This is a genomic window from Lacinutrix neustonica (assembly GCF_026625145.1).
Taxonomy (GTDB): Bacteria; Bacteroidota; Bacteroidia; order Flavobacteriales; family Flavobacteriaceae; genus Lacinutrix; species Lacinutrix neustonica.
In genome coordinates this window covers 3,876,255-3,896,415 of record NZ_CP113088.1, presented here as the reverse complement: position 1 = coordinate 3,896,415, position 20,161 = coordinate 3,876,255, and the positions used below count along the sequence as shown (strand labels likewise).

Annotated in this window: 18 protein-coding genes and 2 pseudogenes; 5 read left to right on the top strand and 15 right to left on the bottom strand. The window is 37.6% G+C overall.

Translation table 11 applies throughout. The features are described from left to right. Window positions 1-22: 22 nt before the first annotated feature. The gene (locus N7U66_RS21095; RefSeq protein ID WP_390886668.1) at window positions 23-2,677 is read right to left on the bottom strand and encodes a beta strand repeat-containing protein; all 2,655 of its coding nucleotides are present in this window, start codon (window positions 2,675-2,677) and stop codon (window positions 23-25) included. Between N7U66_RS21095 and N7U66_RS21090 the strand changes: the two genes are divergently transcribed. Continuing rightward, window positions 2,637-2,783: a hypothetical protein gene (locus tag N7U66_RS21090; RefSeq protein ID WP_267676809.1), complete on the top strand. Its 147-nt coding sequence runs from the start codon at window positions 2,637-2,639 to the stop codon at window positions 2,781-2,783. The two genes, N7U66_RS21095 and N7U66_RS21090, sit on opposite strands and share 41 nt — an antisense overlap. A gap of 19 nt (window positions 2,784-2,802) precedes the next feature. On the opposite strand, the gene N7U66_RS21085 is transcribed toward N7U66_RS21090, so the two are convergent. The 12 genes and pseudogenes from N7U66_RS21085 to mnmE all read right to left on the bottom strand — a co-directional run bounded on the left by N7U66_RS21085 (window position 2,803) and on the right by mnmE (window position 15,554). Beyond that, complete coding sequence (locus N7U66_RS21085; protein WP_267676808.1) at window positions 2,803-3,384, bottom strand: hypothetical protein; 582 nt, start codon at window positions 3,382-3,384, stop codon at window positions 2,803-2,805. Beyond that, complete coding sequence (locus N7U66_RS21080) at window positions 3,335-3,613, bottom strand: hypothetical protein (RefSeq protein ID WP_267676807.1); 279 nt, start codon at window positions 3,611-3,613, stop codon at window positions 3,335-3,337. Before N7U66_RS21080 ends, N7U66_RS21085 begins: the two co-directional genes overlap by 50 nt. Before the next feature lie 140 nt (window positions 3,614-3,753). Continuing rightward, window positions 3,754-4,227 (bottom strand): hypothetical protein, encoded by a 474-nt coding sequence (locus tag N7U66_RS21075; protein ID WP_267676806.1) that lies wholly within the window; start codon window positions 4,225-4,227, stop codon window positions 3,754-3,756. Then, window positions 4,181-6,313 carry a hypothetical protein gene (locus N7U66_RS21070; protein WP_267676805.1) on the bottom strand — a complete coding sequence of 711 codons (2,133 nt, stop codon included), beginning with the start codon at window positions 6,311-6,313 and terminating at the stop codon, window positions 4,181-4,183. Before N7U66_RS21070 ends, N7U66_RS21075 begins: the two co-directional genes overlap by 47 nt. A 40-nt stretch (window positions 6,314-6,353) precedes the next feature. Further along, a complete protein-coding gene (locus N7U66_RS21065; RefSeq protein ID WP_267676804.1) occupies window positions 6,354-6,515 on the bottom strand; it encodes a hypothetical protein in 162 nt (53 codons plus the stop codon). Window positions 6,516-6,604: 89 nt separating this feature from the next. After that, window positions 6,605-8,938, bottom strand: a complete 2,334-nt coding sequence (locus tag N7U66_RS21060) for a coiled-coil domain-containing protein (RefSeq protein WP_267676803.1) — start codon at window positions 8,936-8,938, stop codon at window positions 6,605-6,607. A gap of 101 nt (window positions 8,939-9,039) precedes the next feature. After that, window positions 9,040-9,642, bottom strand: a complete 603-nt coding sequence (locus N7U66_RS21055; protein ID WP_267676802.1) for a type IX secretion system membrane protein PorP/SprF — start codon at window positions 9,640-9,642, stop codon at window positions 9,040-9,042. Continuing rightward, window positions 9,587-10,065 (bottom strand): annotated as a pseudogene (locus N7U66_RS21050) (PorP/SprF family type IX secretion system membrane protein). Before N7U66_RS21050 ends, N7U66_RS21055 begins: the two are co-directional and overlap by 56 nt. A gap of 1 nt (window position 10,066) precedes the next feature. After that, window positions 10,067-11,542: a T9SS type B sorting domain-containing protein gene (locus tag N7U66_RS21045; protein WP_267676801.1), complete on the bottom strand. Its 1,476-nt coding sequence runs from the start codon at window positions 11,540-11,542 to the stop codon at window positions 10,067-10,069. Window positions 11,543-11,758: 216 nt separating this feature from the next. Continuing rightward, window positions 11,759-12,994, bottom strand: coding sequence for a hypothetical protein (locus N7U66_RS21040; RefSeq protein ID WP_313791337.1), 1,236 nt, complete (start codon window positions 12,992-12,994; stop codon window positions 11,759-11,761). Window positions 12,995-13,308: 314 nt separating this feature from the next. After that, the gene (locus tag N7U66_RS21035) at window positions 13,309-13,746 is read right to left on the bottom strand and encodes a hypothetical protein (RefSeq protein ID WP_267676800.1); all 438 of its coding nucleotides are present in this window, start codon (window positions 13,744-13,746) and stop codon (window positions 13,309-13,311) included. Between the two features lie 416 nt (window positions 13,747-14,162). After that, window positions 14,163-15,554, bottom strand: a complete 1,392-nt coding sequence (mnmE, locus tag N7U66_RS21030; RefSeq protein ID WP_267676799.1) for a tRNA uridine-5-carboxymethylaminomethyl(34) synthesis GTPase MnmE — start codon at window positions 15,552-15,554, stop codon at window positions 14,163-14,165. A gap of 107 nt (window positions 15,555-15,661) precedes the next feature. Here mnmE and N7U66_RS21025 point away from each other — a divergent pair, with 107 nt between their 5' ends. The 3 genes and pseudogenes from N7U66_RS21025 to N7U66_RS21015 all read left to right on the top strand — a co-directional run. After that, the gene (locus N7U66_RS21025; RefSeq protein WP_267676798.1) at window positions 15,662-16,297 is read left to right on the top strand and encodes a DUF4369 domain-containing protein; all 636 of its coding nucleotides are present in this window, start codon (window positions 15,662-15,664) and stop codon (window positions 16,295-16,297) included. Then, window positions 16,263-16,418 carry a hypothetical protein gene (locus N7U66_RS21020; protein WP_267676797.1) on the top strand — a complete coding sequence of 52 codons (156 nt, stop codon included), beginning with the start codon at window positions 16,263-16,265 and terminating at the stop codon, window positions 16,416-16,418. The genes N7U66_RS21025 and N7U66_RS21020 overlap by 35 nt, the downstream gene beginning before the upstream one ends. Before the next feature lie 12 nt (window positions 16,419-16,430). Beyond that, a pseudogene (locus N7U66_RS21015) lies at window positions 16,431-16,796 on the top strand (peroxiredoxin family protein); the annotation flags it as partial. A gap of 35 nt (window positions 16,797-16,831) precedes the next feature. On the opposite strand, the gene N7U66_RS21010 reads toward N7U66_RS21015, so the two are convergent. Next, window positions 16,832-17,320, bottom strand: a complete 489-nt coding sequence (locus N7U66_RS21010; protein WP_313791336.1) for a rhomboid family intramembrane serine protease — start codon at window positions 17,318-17,320, stop codon at window positions 16,832-16,834. A gap of 541 nt (window positions 17,321-17,861) precedes the next feature. Here N7U66_RS21010 and N7U66_RS21005 point away from each other — a divergent pair. Beyond that, the gene (locus N7U66_RS21005; RefSeq protein WP_313791335.1) at window positions 17,862-18,527 is read left to right on the top strand and encodes a lysophospholipid acyltransferase family protein; all 666 of its coding nucleotides are present in this window, start codon (window positions 17,862-17,864) and stop codon (window positions 18,525-18,527) included. Window positions 18,528-18,652: 125 nt separating this feature from the next. Here the strand turns inward: N7U66_RS21005 and N7U66_RS21000 are convergent, their stop codons facing one another. Then, a complete protein-coding gene (locus N7U66_RS21000) occupies window positions 18,653-20,152 on the bottom strand; it encodes an aminotransferase class V-fold PLP-dependent enzyme (RefSeq protein WP_267676796.1) in 1,500 nt (499 codons plus the stop codon). Window positions 20,153-20,161 lie beyond the last annotated feature (9 nt).

Below are 20,161 nucleotides of genomic sequence, written 5' to 3'. Positions count from 1 at the left end.
ACGCTAATAGGGGCTGGATCTGTTAGAGTAATACTTCCGAATCCTCACATTGTTTATTATCTCTTACTACATAGTTATAAGTGCCTGCACTTAAGCCTCCAAATACATTAGAGGATACAAAAGTAGTACCGCCATCTATACTGTAAGTAAAAGGCGCTTCGCCAGCTGTAGCTGTTAATGTTATAGAGCCATTGGTATCGCCATTACAAGTTGGCTCTACAAAGGTATTTGCCGTGGTTACTGGAACTAGAGCAACTATTGTATTTACAGCCGATTCTGCAGTACATCCATTGGCATCGGTAACTTGAAACTGGTAGGTTCCTGCACTTGATGTATTATAAGTAAATGGAGAACCTGTCGCTCCCTGAGCAGTATAGGCTCCACTATTTATTGATACGGAGTAGGTAAATGGTGCTAAACCTCCGTTAATGGTTCCTGTTATAATGGCATCCGGGGATGCTGTACAATCTAAATCTTTAGTAATAACAGTATTTAAGGTCAACTGAGGACTAACGGTTACCGTATTGCTCACTGCTGTACAGCCATTGGCATCTCTAACCGTCACCGTATACGTTCCTGCCGCTACGGTAAATGTACCACTTGATTGAAAATTAGTGCCATCTATACTATAGGTATATGGTGCTACTCCTGAACCTCCGGAAGCGGTAATGGTATAATTGCTACCGGACGCCGTACATTGGTTATCAACACTAAGGGTCACTGTTGGTGTAGGATCGCTAATAATACTTAGTGGGGTCATAACCACACAGTCGTTAGTGTCTTTTACATACACATCTATAGTTAATCCTAGAACAGAGGTGTCTACTGTGGTACTGTTACTATAAGCCCCTAGCGCTGGAGCTGGACTGCCGGAAGTAACATAAGCATAGGTATATCCTGGAGTTCCTCCTGATAAGGTTGGGAAACTAATTGTTGAAATTGGGTTATTACAGTTTACATTGGTTGCCGAGGCGGTAAAGGTAATTTGTGTGGCTGCAGTAATAGTCACTGACGCTGAATCTACACAACCTGTTGTTATATCTGTAATATTAATCGTATAGGTTCCTCCTGCTAGACTGGTAACAGTAACCACATCTCCTGCTTGAGTGGCTGTGCCTGAAGCGGGTGCAATACTAAATGTATAATTCCCAGGACTACTCACATCGGTGATCGTGAAAATAGCCTGGCCATCTGCTGCTCCAAAACATACTTCATCACTACCTGTGCCGGAAACTACAATGTTTGTTGCTGGTGCAATACTATGAGAGGCACTAATGGTACAACCATTAGCATCTGTAATCTCAAAGGTATAATTCCCTGGGGTCAATCCTGTGAAAACACCTGTAGTAGCACCAGTGGTATTACCCGTAGCTGCTCCTGGAGCAGTAATTACAAACCCAAAGGGTGCCACGCCTCCTGTAGGCGTTACTGTAACATCTGTTGTGGTGTCATTACAAGTAATCACATTCGAATCTGAAAAACTCATGCCAGTTACTGGATCGTAAGGCGGAATATCTATCGTTTCTGTATCTATACAACCATTAGCATCTCTTACTGAATAGGTAATGGTTTGTGTTGTAGTTGTATTAGTTACTGTATAAGTCGACGTACTAGAATAAGCGCCGCCTTCAAAACTATAGCCATAACTTCCCGTACCACCAGTAGCCGTTACTGTAATAACAGTGGTAGCACTACAGGTCGTATTAGCAGGGATAGACGCGGAAGCCTCTACCTCTGTTGGGTTATTTAAAGTAATAGTATACACAGGTGATAAACACGCATTACTATCTTGTACTTGATACGTATAAGAAACAGTAGCACTTAAATTTGTGTATAACGACTGGCTTGTAAACCCACTGCCATCAAAACTAAAAGTATAACCGCCTGAACCTCCTGATCCAAATAATTGTACTTCCCCATTAGTCCCATTAAAACATAAAGGATCTACCGAAGTCGCTGTGGCTGTTGGATTCGTGATTGGTGCAATAGTCGTGATTCCTGACTCTGCTATACAACCCTGAGCATCTGTTACTTGAAACTGGTACGTCCCTGCCGTACTTGTGGTGTAAGTAAATGGTGAACTGCCTGGTACAAATGTTGTATACCCCCCTCCATTTACATCTACTTCATAAGTATAAGGCGCATACCCTCCTGAAGTGGTTCCTGTGATCACCGCATCCGGTGTCGCCGTACAATCTAAATCTTTCGTTAATACGGTACTTAGAGTTAACTGCGGCTCTATGGTTTGCGTCGCTAAAGTCACTTCACAGCCGTAAGCATCTCTTACTATTATTGTATAGTTTCCTGGTACAACATTCGTAAAAATATTACTCGTTTGAAAGGCGCTGCCATTAATATTGTATTCATAAGGTGTTACACCCCCTGAGGCTGTAACCTCAATGGTTGCTCCATTAGTAGCATCATAACATAAGTCTGATGTGGTATCTATAGACGCTGATAGCGCTGGTGGTGGTATTAAATCAAACGTATCTGTCTCTGTACAACCATTCGCATCTACAACGGTTGCCGTATAAGTCCCTGCTTGGGTTAAATTCGTAAAAGTATTACTGCTTTGCGCTGGTATGGTGCTACTATCCGGTAACGTTAGACTGTACATATAACTGCCCCATCCTCCTGTGGCGTTAATAACAACACTTCCGTTGGCCGAACAAGTGATTGGGCTCGCGGTTGTTGTTACTGCTAAGGCTGCTGCCGGTGCATTTACTGTTAATGTAGTAGTCGCATCACAATTGGTAGCCGTATCGGTAACTACAATAGTGTAAGTGCCGGCACCTAATCCTGTTAAAACTTCGGTGAGGTCCCTGCTGTACTGGTTCCTCCATTTACCGTATAAGTAAATCCTGTAGATCCTGAAACTGTAAATTCAACAGAACCATCTAAATCTCCAAAACAAGTAATGTCATTTAGGGTTTGACCCACGACCGTTAAGGCTGGTAATGCCGTTATAGTATAAGACTCGCTATACGTACAAGCATTCCCATCATTCACCTGAAACGTATAGGTCCCTGGTGCAAGACCTGTGAAAACATTTGAGCTTTGGTAAGGCGTTGCAGCTCCTGCCGGTGCTATAATTTGGTATTCTAATGTTGGGCTACCTCCTGTGGCTGTCAAAGTCACATCTGAGGTGTTCGAAGGACACGTTAAGGCCGTGCTACTAAAGGTTAAATCTGTTGGAGGATCTAAGGGGTCTATGGTGATTGTTCCTACAATTGCCGTACAACTATTTGCATCTTGCACAGTAATGGTATACGTACCAGCTGTTAACCCGGTAAAGGTATTACTGCCTTGAAAGGTCACCCCATCAATACTATAACTATAAGGCGATAATCCTCCGAGAGACACCTGTAACGGTAATTGTACCATTAGTTGTACAAGTATAAGGCGTCGTTAATGTCGCAGTCCCCGTTATTGGGCTCGCGCCAGCGATGGTGATCGTTTGAGGGACCGTAGTACAAGCGGCACTACTTCCCAAAGTATATTCTACTACTACATCATAATTACCTGCGGTAAGACCCGTAAAAACAGGGCTATTTGAAAAAGTTGTTCCCCCATCTATACTATAAGCTAAACTATTTCCGTTCGCATTGGTCACATTAATAGTGATGCTGCCACTATCGGGTGTGTCTGAACATAAAATATCTGTACTGCTTACAGTATACTCCTGGTGCCGGTGTAGCTGATACTGTAATAGAAGTGGTCGCTACACAGTTATTAGAATCCACTACAGTAATGTCATAAACACCTGCTGCTGTAACTACTATTTCTCGGTACCGTTTGAAAATCTGTCGTACTATTGACAAAGTAAAAATAAGGGGCCGTACCTCCTACTGGATAAACCGTAATCTCTCCATCGTTACACGTTAATGGAATGGTAAGAGCAGACGTCGCAGTTAATAAAGGCGGCTCAATAATTTCAACATCGTCTGTAAAAGTACAGCCATCTTCCGTCCCTACATTTACGGTATAAGTGCCTGGGTTTAAATTCCCAAAAGTATAATTGTTCTCGGTTATAGGACCAACACTGTTCACTAAGGTTGCGCCTTGATATATCGAAAAGAAATATTGTGGCTCAACATCATTAGCGGCCAATTGTATGTTCCCTAAATCCCCATTACAAAGGGGTTGGGTAATTATCGTAGAAACTGTAAAATCTCTAACTCTAATTTGAATATCTCGGTACTGTGAAAATACATGGATTTGTGGCAACTCCTGTTTGTCTAATATAAGCCGTATAAGTGCCCGCAGCGGTAATTGAAAAGACATTGCTGCTTTGATAAGTCGTCCCATCTAAACTATATTCATAACCGTTAGGGACTCCTGTAACAGTGATACTCCCTGGTGTGGTACAAATGATATCGGTTGACGTAACAGCGGGTGCTAATAGGTTTTGATAAACATTAAAATAAAACTGATTAAAACAACCTCCGTAATAATTTAATGTTAAACGAAATTGGCCTGAGGTATTGGCCGGAAAATCTGCACCGGTTCCTACTTGGTTCCGGACACAGGTATTATCTTCATTGGCACAATCACTATTTACAACAGCTGTACAACTAGACTCATCTAATTGTTCCCGCATTATTGAAGAGGCATCGGAGATACCGGTTTCTATAAAGGTAGAGTCATTCGCGCCACACAAGTAAATATTTGGCAACTGTTTTCCATCATTAGGGCAGGTAACCACCTCGTCTGCATAAGGAATCACTGGGTTATTTACCGTGTTTCCAAAATTTGAAACTATAAATTCCTGCTCTATGGATTGACAAGGGGCTACGGCGGTATTAAACGAATAATATGTCCCGGGACTCGTTACTGTAATGGTTTGTGTGGTACCAATAACTGGGGTTCCTGAGGGGCTTGTAGACCATGAATAACTATCATAACCACTTCCTGCGGTGATATCTAAGCTCGCACCACATAGAATTTCGTTTTGTGTAAACACACAATCGTCAAGATCTGCTAAAAAGTTTGTCGCTTGAGGGATGATTAAACATCCCGTATTGGTACTAAAACTAGGATCATCTGAAATAGTGAAGTCAGGGTTATCTGTACCTTGATAGGTAACAAACGCCTGATTATTAATCGTGTTTGAACACGCATCGGACAGCAAACTACAGGACTGTACGACTTCTGTCTCTATACGTATTTCGTAAACTGGATCACCTTGCTCTACCAAATAATCTGCAATACTAAGAATAATTTCTCTTGTAGCCGGATTGTAGCTCACCACTGAAACACCTGGTGGTAAAATTAAATCAGTAGGATAATTAAAATTAATATTTATAGGTAATACATCTCGAATGATTGTATTCGTTGCATCATCATTACCTGTATTTTGGAAACCAATGACATAATTTAAGGATTGTCCCAAACCTACCGTCTCGCCACCAACATCATTTCCTAAGTCATCTTCAACAATTTTAGTAAGAACAACATTTGGTTCAATAATTTCAACGGCAAAGGCGAAGAAATATTGAAAATATGTATCACCGGAGGTTTCTAGTGTAACTACTGCAGAGGTATCACCATTATTAATAACCGTATTCCCTGGATTTGGAACAGCAATGATACCGGTATCAAAACCTAAAGTGTTTGAACTGTTTGGTACTCTATTATTAACAGGTAAAGCATTTAATTGAGTAACCGAACTATTAAAGAAATTATTGGCTGGACGATCTACAGTTGATAAACTTGTACCATTAAGTCTTAAACGGTCTCCAACAATTGGACTATCGCCTTCTAGGGCTGCAAAAGCAAAATTAGCTCTTACAGGGCCTGTAGGGATGGTTCTAAATCCATCGACATCGACATCAACATCTCCAGTAACGGCTCGAATAACTTCAAAGCCATTAAAACTTGTAATAGATTTACCAGGAAGTGTTGGATCTTCATACACTACAAAAAGCGACCATCCTGCAGATAGACCAGTACCATTGTAAGGGTTAAATGTGGCAGACTCGCCTTCTCTACTTGACACATTTGCAACCGTATAGGTCCCTAAACTATTTGTGAAACCAGCTACAATTCCAGTGACATCCGCGTAATAAGCGTAAGGAAAACTTTGACCAACTGGCGTGGTTGGTTGATCGTATATTACTGTTCCCGTTATGTCATTATAACCACCAATAGGCCCTTTAAATTTCACAGTGTTACTTGGTGCTGACCCCGCTTCAACGGCGCCCCAATATAATGCGGCATACACAATATCATAACAATTGGGATTAGGAACTTCCAAGTCTGCACTCGATGAGCTAAACGTAGAGGCATCCCCATCAATATCAATATATCGCATATCGACCCTGTGATTGAACACAGTGGGATCATTGAATGCATTATTGTCTCGGTCCTAAAATATTATTTCCTATCAGTAAAATATCTCCTTTTACATCCTGATCAAATTCAGGAACAAAAGGGACACTTTGCGCATAAGACTGGAGTCCTATAAATAGGAATGAAATTGTGAGAGCTAATTTAAAATAAGTAGATCTTTTCATAATGTTAATATTTATAATTCCATTTTACAATTAAGGGGCGTTGTAAAAAAATGGTTATTTGGATTAATCAATTTTTATATTTCTAATTTCTAATTTTCAATTTTAACGATCGACATTTTTCCATTATAAGGCTTACTGCCTTTCGCTTTTAATGCCGTATTGGCTTCCTGTAAACTGTTAAATTTCTGATGATATATATAATACTTATTCGTTTTAACGTCGAAGAAGAAATCAATACTAGACACACCTGCAGCCACTACTGTTTGTAAAAAAGTATCTCTATTGGTATCATCGCCATGAACAGCCAACACCATATAGAATCCATTTTCTTCGTTTTTAATATTTTTTAGAATCTGGATATTATTACTTTGTTCTTCTCCAAAATTAAACATTTCAGCTTTTAAAGGTACACTACTTACTGGTGTCATCTCCTTAATCATCTGCAATGTCTCTTTATCTTCTTTATATCTATCTTCTTCATCATCATACGAGGCACGTTTTATTCTTCTCTTTTTTTCAATTTCTGTGGCTACTTTAATTTCTTCTATTGTAGATAATAGCCTTGCCCGCGATCGTACAGCTTCTGATTGCTCTGCTTTTAATGTTGCAATAGCATTTCTATAGTACTGGTTTGTTGGATCATTTTTATCTTTTACTTTTTTCAGTCTGTCATTATATAATGCTTCTAATTCTGCAATGCGTTTATTTTGATCATTAATAACGTTATCGAGTTCAGACTGTAAAGCTTCTAATTTTCTATTTTCAGCAGAAACACTCTTAAATGGTTTAGGAGCTCTAAAAATTCCTTTTTCACTCAAATCATTTTCTTCTTTTAAATCCTTCAAGTCTTGTTCTTTACTCTCCGTAATGTCATTTAAGCGTGCCAATAAATCTTGTTGAGTTTTCTCAGTTTCTTTAGTAGACTCTGCTAATCGCTTCATTGACTTCGCTATTTCATCTGTGGCATTAGCTGCGAGTTTCTCTTTATCTTCCGCATCTGCTTTGGCCTTAGCTAAAGCTGCTAATCTAGCGTTCTCATCGGCTTCTGCTTTCGCTTTCGCTGCTGCAGCTGCTGCTATTGCTTCTTCTTCAGCTAATTTTGCCAATCTATCTTGCTCTTCGGCATCTGCTTTAGCCCGGGCTTCTGCTTCTGCTTTAGCTATTTCTGCTAATCCGGCTTGTTCTTGCTCATCTGCCTTTGCTTTTGCTATGGCCGCCAATCCGGCCTTTTCATCAGCTTCAGCCTTGGCCTTAGCTTCTGCTGCAGCGATTCGTGCTTGTTCCTCGGCTTCCGCTTTCGCTTGGGCTGCTAATCGTGCTTGCTCTTGTGCGTCTGCATTTGCTTTCGCTTGTGCTGCTAATCGTGCTTGCTCTTCTGCGTCGGCTTTCGCTTGGGCTTCTGCTGCTGCAATTCGTACTTGTTCCTCGGCTTCGGCTTTTGCCAGTGCTGCTAATCGCGCTTGCTCTTGGGCCTCTGCATTTGCTTTGGCTTGGGCTGCTAATCGCGCTTGTTCTTCTGCGTCGGCTTGCGCTTTTGCTTCTGCTGCTGCGATACGTGCTTGCTCATCAGCTTCTGCTTTTGCTAGTGCTGCTAATCGTGCTTGCTCTTGTGCTTCTGCATTTGCTTTGGCTTGTGCTGCCAATCGCGCTTGTTCTTCTGCGTCGGCTTGCGCTTGGGCTTCTGCTGCCGCAATACGTGCTTGCTCATCAGCTTCGGCTTTTGCTAATGCTGCTAATCGTGCTTGTTCTTGAGCCTCTGCATTCGCTTGGGCTTGTGCTGCCAGTCGTGCTTGTTCTTCTGCGTCTGCTTTCGCTTGGGCTTCTGCTGCCGCTATTCGTGCTTGCTCATCGGCTTCGGCTTTTGCTAATGCTGCTAATCGTGCTTGTTCTTGAGACTCTGCATTCGCTTGGGCTTGTGCTGCCAGTCGTGCTTGTTCTTCTGCGTCTGCTTTCGCTTGGGCTTCTGCTGCCGCTATTCGTGCTTGCTCATCGGCTTCCGCTTGCGCTAATGCTGCTAGTCGTGCTTGTTCTTGTGCTTCTGCATTTGCTTTGGCTTGTGCTGCCAATCGTGCTTGTTCTTCTGCATCTGCTTCCGCTTGGGCTTCTGCATTTGCTAATGCGGCTAATCGTGCTTGTTCTTGTGCTTGTGCATTTGCATTCGCTTGGGCTGCTAATCTAGCTTGCTCTTGAGCATCTCCATTCGCTTTGGCTTGTGCTGCTAATCTAGCTTGCTCTTCTGCGTCGGCTTTCGCTTTCGCTTCTGCCGCTGCAATTCGTGCTTGCACATCGGCTTCAGCTTTTGCTAATGCTGCTAAACGGGCTTGTTCTTCAGCATCTGCTTTCGCTTGTGCCTCAATATCGGTTTGTTCGGTGTTTTGTGATAATCTATCTGCTCTCTCTTTCGCTTTTTCCTCAGCAGCCAATCTAATTTTTTCTTTAGCCTCTGCTCTTTCTTGTATTCCGGCTTCGATAGCGAGTTGTGCCTGCGCTCTTTTCTCTGCAATTTCTTGAGCTCTTGCTTCAGCTAATTCTGTTCGGCCTGAGCGTCAAGTCTTGGTTTTGAAACTGCTGCTCTTTTACGTTTTGCTCTTTTAGAGCGCGTAAAAATGGCCACATCATCGTCATCTCCACTATAAAAATAATTCTTTTTACTTTTAAACTTGTAGGCTAATGTAATCTCATGCGAAGTACCAAACAACGCTAAGTCACCAATGGATTTCTCAAAATTATACTCTATAGCTATATTAGTACTTAAATTAACCCCTAACCCAGCAGAAGCTCCATATAAGGTGTTATAACCTACTTGAGCCCAAATACCTTTAGGAACGGTTAACATGGCTATTCCGGATAATACGGTAATGTCTTTTTTAAACTCTGACTTCACTAAACCTGAAAACTTGCTTTCATCAAAAAAGCCACGAGTATCCATATATCCAGTGTACATAATGTGCGCCTGAATGGCTTGCTCTGGATTCTCTTCAATCATTGCTGAAGACGTAATATTATAGAGTACCAAATTATTTACAGATAAACCAAAATCTAAAAATGCAGTACCATAATTTAATCCAGGATTAATGGTGAGCAATGAATTTGAAGGGATGGTCTCTAATGAAGGTTCTCGGATCATTTGTTACTACAGCGCCACTGTTAATACCACTTTTGTAGAACCCAACATTTAAACCAAAAGTTAAATTACTATCTGTTTGAAGGTTCACGTTGTATGCAAAGTTCAAAAGACCACCAAAGGTGTTTAGAACGCCATATTTTTGTTGAAACAGACCAATACCCACTCCAATATTCTCTCTAAATCTCCCGGAGTAACCAACGAGATACGTTTCGGTGCGTTCTCAAATTGAACCCACTCTCTTTTATTAGAGATATTTATATAAGTGTTTTGTTCTCTTACAAAACTAAATGTAGGATTGATTGCGTATCTATTAAATTTTAATGAATTTCTTACTGGGAGAGCAAGCGCTACCACACCATCATCTTGGGCATGGAGGGTCTGTGTAGTACAGATAAGTAGGAGTATGGCTAAAATTAATTTCATTCTATTTGACTATAGATATGGACCCTTTTTCGGGTTCTTTATCCGGGGTAGTAATAATGTAATAGTACACTTTATTTATACTGGTTAAGTTTATTTCTTCTTGAGGCCAATCATTTTGATAATCCTTAGTATTAAAAACGACTTTCCCGTGATTGTTCATTATTGTAATTTCAGAATCTGTTCCACTAACATAATCTTGTGGTATAACCCATTTATCATTAATACCGTCCCCATTTGGGCTTATAAGATTGGGTATGTTTGCCACTTCAGGAAATGGATTAAAGGGGACATTAACCGAAAACACAAATTCGTTTGTCACGACACAGCCTGTTGTTTGCGTAATCTCAACTCTATAATTCCCTAGTTCTGTAGCTTCATAACTATTTGTTGTAGCTCCTGAAATAATTGCATCATTAAAATACCATATAAATTCGGGGTTTGTAGCTGTTGTTGTCACGGTAGCGACTAAGGTCTCTCCCGATTCGATGTCGATTTCATTCTCTTCCAAAACGTCTATACTACTTGTAAAGCCCTGGCTAACTAAATCTATTGAACCCGAAGCTTGACAGTTTCCTAAATCAACTATTACTGAAAACGTTCCAGATTGATCGGTTTGATATGACTGATTTATAGCATCAGGAATAGGTACACCATCCACAAACCATTGGTAACTGTTTCCTGCTATAGTACTTAAAGTTGTTAAGCCTTGATCTGGACAATAGGGATTACCTAGACTTGAAGAGATCGTTGCTGTTGCTTCTCCGGAAACAGCTTCACTCACCGTAACACGATTTGAAAATGAGTTAGAAGTACAGGTACCATAATCTGTCTCTACAAAATAAGTGCCAGGCTGGGTTACGGACAGCGTAGGACCATTACCTCCCACCGGTACCGAAGTCGTAGGACCAGTTTCTCTAAACCACTTAAATGTTAGCGACGGATAATTTAACGGTGAATCATTTTCACCGGTTCCTGGATTATCTATTGATAAAATATATTCTCCTCCATTACAATAGGCGCCAGTAGACACCAAATTATTGATAGAAAACGGACTGTCCTGAATTTTATAATAGGCTGCAAAGGATGCCGAACCCGGACTAGAAGCAACCGGATCTGAACTTTTAATTTTTATTCTGTATCCTTCTCCAGCAGTATCTGTTGGTAAAGAAAAAGTTAAAGTAGCCGAAGAGGTTGTTACTGCTCCTGCTGCCGAAGTAAAAATAGGCGTCGTAGAATTTGTGAAATCGCCGTTCGCATCTGATAAAAAAATCGAAAATTGATTCGTAGGACCTAAATTACCTTCATTTGTAAAGGAGAATGTGGTATTATAAGTATTAAAAGAGTTGCTTGCACATGCCTGAGTAAAACCGTATGTCGGGGTACCTATAGATATTTGAGCTTGTATCTGTTTTGTAAAAAATAGAACAAAAAAACACAATCCTATAAAAACTTTATTTGAAATGGTAATTTTCTGCATACACCATTATTTTGTAGATATTATTTCTATAATGCTTCATTTTATGTTTTATTATAAAATCACCTTCTAATACAAAATAATTAGTATCCTAATGGCTTAATAGAGTAACACCCAAGATTATTATTAATTAAAGAAAAAGAAAAGTTAGTATTCTAATCCTCACTAGAGGCCACGATTTTGTTAATTCTTAATCTAAAATCAGGATTTCTAGAATTGTTAGGGTCTATGAATGTTTCTGAGTCTGAAGTCTTCTCGGTATACATTGAAAAAAGCACTATTACCATACCAGTTCTCTAAATCTTCATTATTTGAATTGTTTTCTGTAAAAATATTTCCATTACAATTATTGAAATACATTTTACTGAATTTTATTTTATCTAAATTTTCACTATTTATAATTATACTTCTATCTAGTAAAACTGCTGGATTATATCCTGAGATCACACTTTGCGTAATATCTAAAGAAGAATTATTAGCGATATATATCGCCTCATCCACTAAACCTATTTTAATGTCTTTTTGTAAATCTTTAGTAATATTAACCAAGGTTAAGTTTTGAGCTTTAACCACGGTTCCTTTTTTACTAAAATCCACTTCTTCTTTTCTTTCATAAGAGGCAACAAACAAAGATCGTGAACCATTAACGCCTGACACATAAGGAGATCGCACCGCTAAGGAGTTTACAATATTACATTGAGCACCATAGTTAAAGGCATAATCATTACCTTTTGATTTATAAGAAACCATTTTTTTCAAATCAACAGCACCACCCAATACCTGTACAGAATTTCCACCACAATAACTTATCATTACGTTCTCAACCACTGTAGCTTTACCTACCCCCGCTAAAGTAAGACCATTAAAATACCCGTGATCTCTAGTTCTTCTGCCTGCATATTCTATTCTTACATACTTTAATACACCGTAATTACTTTTGATATTATCACCACCATAACTTGTATACTGAAAAGAAGCAGGTTTTAAACCATAATCTACCGCAGAGGCATTTCCAAATTTATTTATAGGCGCATCTCCAAGTAAAAACAAACCACCCCAGTCTCCTTCTTTTTTAACACTTCGATTAGAAGTAAAAATAATAGGATCTGTTTCTGAGCCTTCCGCCATTAATGTTGCTCCTTTACTTATGGTTAACGATCCATTAGTAGTGAAATCACCAATAATAACCGTGCCAGGTTCAATAGTAAGTGTTGTACTATCGGTAACAAAAACACTACCTACTAATAAATAGGTGTCTCGCTTTGTTAATTTCATATCTTGAGTAATATTACCCGTTAAGATTTGAGTCGGTTCACCGTAATCCTCGGTTTTAGGTTTAAACTCTGTCCAAGAGTCTAGCCAGTTTTCGTTTCCTGTTATGCCCTTTTCCTGTTGCGCATTCACACTAGTGATTAATAAAAAAGCCAGGCCTATAATTTGGGTTAAATTTTTCATAAGTAATTAAATTCATTCTAATATCTTTCCAAACATATAATAAAATACTATGAAATGCAAATAAAATCGATGAAATCCATCTTTTTATTATGTTTGTAGTATTTTTCGTTCATGTTTGACTTATAAGAGAGGGGGTTATTATTCTATTATTTAATTAAATTACGGGATTAATTTTGTTATTTATATGAGAAATAACATGTTAAACTACATCAAATCAATTATTTAATTATACTATTTATAACTAGTATAACATATTAAAAGTTTATTTGTAGAACTTTTACGATGCGCAAACATCAATACGTTAAAACTAGAGATTAGTTAAACTCTCGGTACGTGTGTAAGGATTTTAAAGTTTCCTCATAAAACAAAATCGCTGCAATTAAATTTGATTTATCAGAATATGGTAAAATTTTATTTTGAAACTCCAGCGTGTTTGTAAAATAATTAGAAGTTGCCTCATGTTGATCCTCTAGCGCCTTCCTATGATCTTTTGTATCCGGAATCCCCAATGAAGACATAGTTACTCCTGGCATAGTAGCAAAGGCGATATTTGGTAGTATCTTAACTATCACTTCTATGCGTTCTATATATAACGTTAACAATTGTCCTTTTTGCATTTGGTCTAATTCGTCGCGGTCGTGATATTTTGAAATACCTACTTTCCCACTAATAATAGACAGCTCATTTTGAGAAAAACCAAAACTGGTTATTAGCAAAAAAACAATAATAAAAAGGGTAGGTTTCATTTTCATAATGTGTAAGTTTTTAATTAATCCTTTAGATAGCAAATCTATACAAATAATTAAGACATACAAATATATTGTTAATATTTTTTGTATTTCACCCCATTTTTTAACATTACAACGAGGTTTTTTATGCTTTTAGTCGATGCTTTGAAATCATTTAACATATTGCATTAGAATAAATTAAGTCGAAATTACATGTTTTTAATGTGAAAAATGAAGGGTTTTAGATAATCCTATAAACAGGTTGTTTCGTCGATATTTACACACCTTTTTAAAACGGCAATTTTGAGTTTTAATACTGTTAATAGAAAATAACATACTCAAAAGGACCTAATGAGTAAATCAAAAAAATATAATCGTCTATAATCAAAGTGTTTGTAAGGATATGGAACAGAAAAAAAAACCATAATAATGACTTCTTTCTACTTCCCGATGCAAAAATTAGCAAAAATATTCCCCAGTAAATCATCACTGGTGATCTCACCAGTAATTTCTCCAAAATGATACAAGGCTTGACGAATATCGATAGCTAGCAAATCACCTGAAATCGCCGTTTGCAACCCATATTTAACCTTAGCAACTTCTTCAAAAGCTTTTAGAAGTGAATCATAATGTCGTGTATTAGTAACGATTGTTTCATTGTTTCTTAACGCTCCTGTATTTACAAACCCTATTAGTTTTTGTTTAAGTGTTTCTACTCCTAATCCCGTTTTGGCAGATAGTAGGTGAAGATTTTCAAATTCAGATTGTAATTTCTTTAATTCGGAATCATTCAAAGTATCCACCTTATTTGCGATAATTACCAAAGGCTTTAATGGAAACCTATTCTTTATCTTTTCAATTTCAATTTTTAGTCTCTCCGATTCAATTTTGAATTCCTCTGCAGAAAATAACAACACAACGACTTGCGCCTGTTCCATTTTCTCAAACGTCCTTTTTATACCAATACTCTCAACAATATCTTTCGTTTCACGAATACCTGCTGTATCTATAAAACGAAAACCAATACCCTCAATCACCAATTCATCTTCAATCGTGTCGCGAGTGGTTCCCGCTATACTGCTTACTATAGCGCGCTCTTCATTTAAAAGCGCATTAAGCAATGTTGACTTTCCAACATTTGGCTCGCCAACTATAGCCACAGGGATTCCATTTTTTATCACATTACCAACGGCGAACGAATCTATTAATCGCTTTAATACAAATGAAATACGTTCTATTAATGCTTTAAACTGAGTGCGATCTGCAAATTCAACATCTTCCTCTGCAAAGTCGAGTTCCAATTCTATTAAAGACGCAAAGTTCATGAGTTCTTCTCTCAACTTTGCTATTTCTGAAGAAAACCCACCTCGCATTTGCTGCATTGCAATTTGATGAGATGCTTCATTATCACTAGATATCAAATCAGCAACCGCTTCTGCCTGACTTAAATCTAGCTTGCCATTTAAAAACGCCCGTAAAGTAAATTCTCCTGCATTGGCCATTCTGCAGCCATTTCTAAGAAATAACTGGATGATTTCCTGTTGGATATATATTGAGCCATGACAAGAAATTTCGATAACATTCTCTCCAGTATAAGAATTGGGGTTTTTAAAAACAGAGACCAGTACCTCATCTATAATCCTTTTGTCATCAACAACATGACCTAAATGTATGGTATGTGTTTTTTGATCTTTAAGAGATTTATTTGATTTTACAGACTTAAAGGTGCTATCTGCAATAGCAATTGCTTCTTTTCCTGATAATCGAATAATCGCAACTGCGCCTGCTCCCGAAGCTGTTGCCAAGGCAACTATGGTATCGTTATAAATCATAGTACAAATGTAATAAAATGAATGTGGATAAAACTCTAAAGGTTATTCCAAAATTAATTCTAAACCAATTTTATCTTTTATATTTGTTGTCAATTAAAATTAAAACCATGATAAAAAAAATTGCTCTAATAAGTATTATTTTATTGGCTTTTGCTTGTAAAAAAGAAAAATCGGCTTATGAATTAATTGCAACGATTGATCCTTCAGCTAATAACAAAAAGGTAGAGGTTTTAAGACGGGAAAATGGAAAGCGAACACTTATCGATTCTACCACTATAATTGATGGGAAGTTTTCATTCACAGGAAGCGTTGAATCCCCCGACATATATTACATTCAAATTCAAGATGTTAATGGCACTCTACCTATAATACTTGAAAATTCCAACATAGCAATAGATGTATACATAGACAGCTTAGCGGCGTCTTCCATTTCCGGAAGTAAAGAAAACGATTTAATTAAGACTTATTTAAAAAGCAGAAAGCCTTTTCGTGATGTTAATGATCGTTTAATGAGTCGTTTTAGACTTAATCAATCAACTACTCAAGACCAATCTATATTAAAAGAAATAAACATCTCTTATGACAGCTTAAAAAAAGCAGCCAATATACATGACGTGAACTTTATAAAAGATCATCCAAATAGTGGTTTTGCTGCCTTCACTTTAGAGCGCTTGACTATTGGTAAAATAATAACTAAAAATGAAGCTAATGAATTGTATCACCTTCTACCGAGATGCCATTAAAAAAACGCGTTCAGCAAAAGCTGTTCTTTATTATATAGAAAATGAAGAGAAAGCCACCACTGCTGTAAACGACATACCACTAGGGCGACAAGCGCCAAATTTCTCCGGACTAACTCCGTAAGGCAAAACCTTATCTCTAAATGATATAAAGGCAAAAGTGACCCTTATAGATTTTTGGGCTTCATGGTGTGGGCCCTGCAGAAAAGAAAATCCTAATTTGGTAAAAATGTATAATAAATACCACAGTAAAGGCTTAGAAATTATTGGTGTCTCACTTGATAAAGAAAATCAAAAAGAACCATGGATAAAGGCCATTGAAAAAGACGAATTGCCGTGGCCTCAAATGTCAAATCTTAAAGGGTGGCAAGATCCTATAGCTTTGCTATATGGTGTTCGCTCTATACCTGCGACCTTTATTTTAGAAGCTAATGGAAAGCTCGTCGCTAAGAATTTAAGAGGAGAGGCATTAGAAGAAAAAATAGCAAAACTACTTAATTAAGAAAGTCTTGAAACATGAAGTTTAGTGGAGATTTTTTATATTTTCCCTGTTTTTCTCATCACAAATAATATGATTATTGGAGCGGCTAGCAAGGCTGTTATTAACAGGTTGTCTGTTAATAACCAAGAAGCCATAGCAATGGTTAAAACATACCCTCCAACAGCTCCTCCAAAGTGTGCATCATGACCAATGTTATCCGATTTCTTTTTCATAGCATAAATGGTATATAGCAAATATCCTATACCTAGGAGATACCCTTTAATTCCTAAATCTATAGTCCCTATATGAGACGGTAAAAACATGAAATAATATTTCAATTCAGGTCCTAATAAAATAGCTGAATACAAAACACCTGTAACAGCCCCACTTGCTCCCACCGCCGTATAGTGGTATTCATTTTTATGAAAATAAAACGACAATAAGCTTCCTGCTATTAAGCTTGCAAAATATACAATTATATAGCCTATTTCTCCCACCCCACTTATTACCTGATTAGAAAACAAATACAATCCAAACATGTTCATAAATAAATGCATCTCGGTTAGTATGCAAAAAACCGGAGGTCAGCATTCTATATTTTTCGCCGCGCGCAATGGCGCCAACATTAAATTTGTATTTTTCAAAAAAAGAAAAGTCATTAAATCCTTTTAATGACATGAGAACATTAGCGATTATTAAAACAATTGTTACCGTATTTACACTACCCATAAATATTAATATTTGGCAGTAAAGGTATTTAAAAAGAAAAGCACACCCCTTTACTTCTTACATTAATTTATAATAATTTTATGCAGTGAAAATATACTATATCTTTGTCGTTTAAAAACATAAAACAAACCATGCAATTTTTAGCTTACATTTTAATTTATCCTTTTTTATGGCTCATTTCTATCCTCCCATTTAGGTTATTATATGCTTTTTCAGATTTTATTTTCATACTTATCTATCGTGTTTTTAAATATAGAAAGCGCGTAGTGAAACAAAATTTAAGATTAGTTTATCCGAGAAAAATCGTCCGAGGAGATACAAGAAATTACCGGAAAATTTTACCATCATTTATGTGATATGGTCGTTGAATCTATAAAATCGATGACCATTTCAGAGGCCGAAATGAAAAAACGCTATGTGTTCACCAATCTTGACATCATACATAATATTGAAGCCAAAAACAGAAGTACTATTTTAATGTGTGCTCATTATGCCAGTTGGGAATGGATTTTTATTCTTCAAACATATATAAAATCTAGAGGAAACGCTGTTTATAAACGTTTATCAAACAAGTACTTTGATGCATTAGTAAAGCGCATTCGCGCGCGATACAATTCGTATTTAATTACGACCAAAGAAACGATCCCGGTGCTTACTGATTTAAAAGAAAAAGATATTTTAACGATTAATGGTTTTATTTCCGATCAATCACCTAAACTCGAGAAAGCGCACCACTGGAATGAATTTATGGGTATTAAGGTACCAATACACACTGGCGCTGAAATGCTCGCTAAAAGATTAGACATGTCTGTCGTTTATTTCGCTGTAAGGAAAGTGAAGCGTGGTTTTTATGAAGTTTCCTTTAAAATGCTATCTGAGTATCCTAATACAGTGAAAAACTATGATATAACTGACGAATTTATAACATTAGTAGAACAACAAATACATGACGCTCCTGAATATTATTTGTGGACGCATAAACGCTGGAAGCATCGGGATAAAATTCCAGCTGAATTTAAATAATGACTGGGTTCAAATAACAAAACCATTAATAATTATTAATAGATTAAAGAGACTATGATTTAATCGATGGTAGTTAATTATGTTGTGTATAATTCTATACGTATCGCGTAACATTATTGAGTTTATTATTGCAACTCGAACCAGTCACTTACACGCATATCATGCTTCGGGATAAAGTGTTTATGTACAAACTCATTATTCGCTTTATTGTAGTCGTAATCTTTAGCCCAGTCTTCATGGTTTACTGCCAAAGCTATTAAACTGTCACAGACATAATCTATTTCGTCACAGGTAGTTGTTGGATGAATTGATAGACGAATCCATCCCGGTTTATGAGTTAAATCGCCCGAGGTGATTTCACAAGTTAAGGCATTCGATTTTTCGCGATCTACATTAAGCAAATAGTGCCCATAAGTACCCGCACAACTACAACCGCCACGTGTTTGTATCCCAAAACGATCGTTCAACAATTTTACACCTAAATTAAAATGTAAGTCTTCAATATAAAAGGAGAGCACCCCTAACCTATCTTTATGATTTGGAGCAAGAATCTTTATATTGTCTACATTCGAAAGATTTTTAAAAATTAAATGTAACAATTCATGCTCACGATCCAGTATGTTTTTTACACACATTTGGTCTTTAAGCTTTATTGCTAAAGCCGTTTTTATGGTTTGTAAAAACCCTGGTGTTCCACCATCTTCACGATCTTCAATACTGTCGATATATTTGTGTTCACCCCATGGATTAGTCCATGAAACGGTACCTCCGCCAGGGCAATCAGGGATCATATTCTTGTACAATTTCTTGTTAAAAACCAACACCCCCGAAGTACCAGGCCCTCCTAAGAATTTATGAGGTGAAAAGAAGATAGCATCTAAAGACTCCTCCTCATTTTCAGGATGCATATTCATATCTACATAAGGTGCAGAACATGCGAAATCCACAAAACAAACCCCTCCATTTTTATGCATGAGTTTTGCAATTTCATGATATGGTGTTTGAATGCCCGTGACATTACTGCCTCCAATTACCGAAGCGATCTTAATAGTACAGTCTTTATATTCTTCTAAAAGAATTTCTAAATTTTTTAAACTAAATAATCCATCCTCCCCTGCTGGAATCACTTCTACTTTTGCCATGGTTTCCAACCAAGAGGTATGGTTCGAGTGGTGTTCCATATGTGTGACAAAAACTACGGGACGAATCTCGTCCGGAATGTTTGCATATTTACGTATGTTTTCGGGAATTTTTAAACCTAGAATACGTTGAAATTTGTTTACAACGCTAGTCATCCCGTTACCTGCTACTATGAGTACATCATCTGCATTAGCATTTACGTGGCCTTTAATAATGTGACGTGCTTTATGATACGCATTGGTCATGGCGGTACCGGAAACGGTTGTTTCTGTATGTGTATTGGCAACAAAAGGCCCGAATTGATTCGTGATTTTATCTTCAATTGGACGGTACAAACGCCCGTAAGCCGTCCAATCTGTATAAATCATTTTTTGCTTCCCATAGGGCGATTCAAACTCCTGATCAATACCTATAATATGCTTTCTAAACTTAGAAAAATACTGTTCTAATTCTGAATGTCTTGCTCGTGCTTTTGATGTAATCATATCGCTATA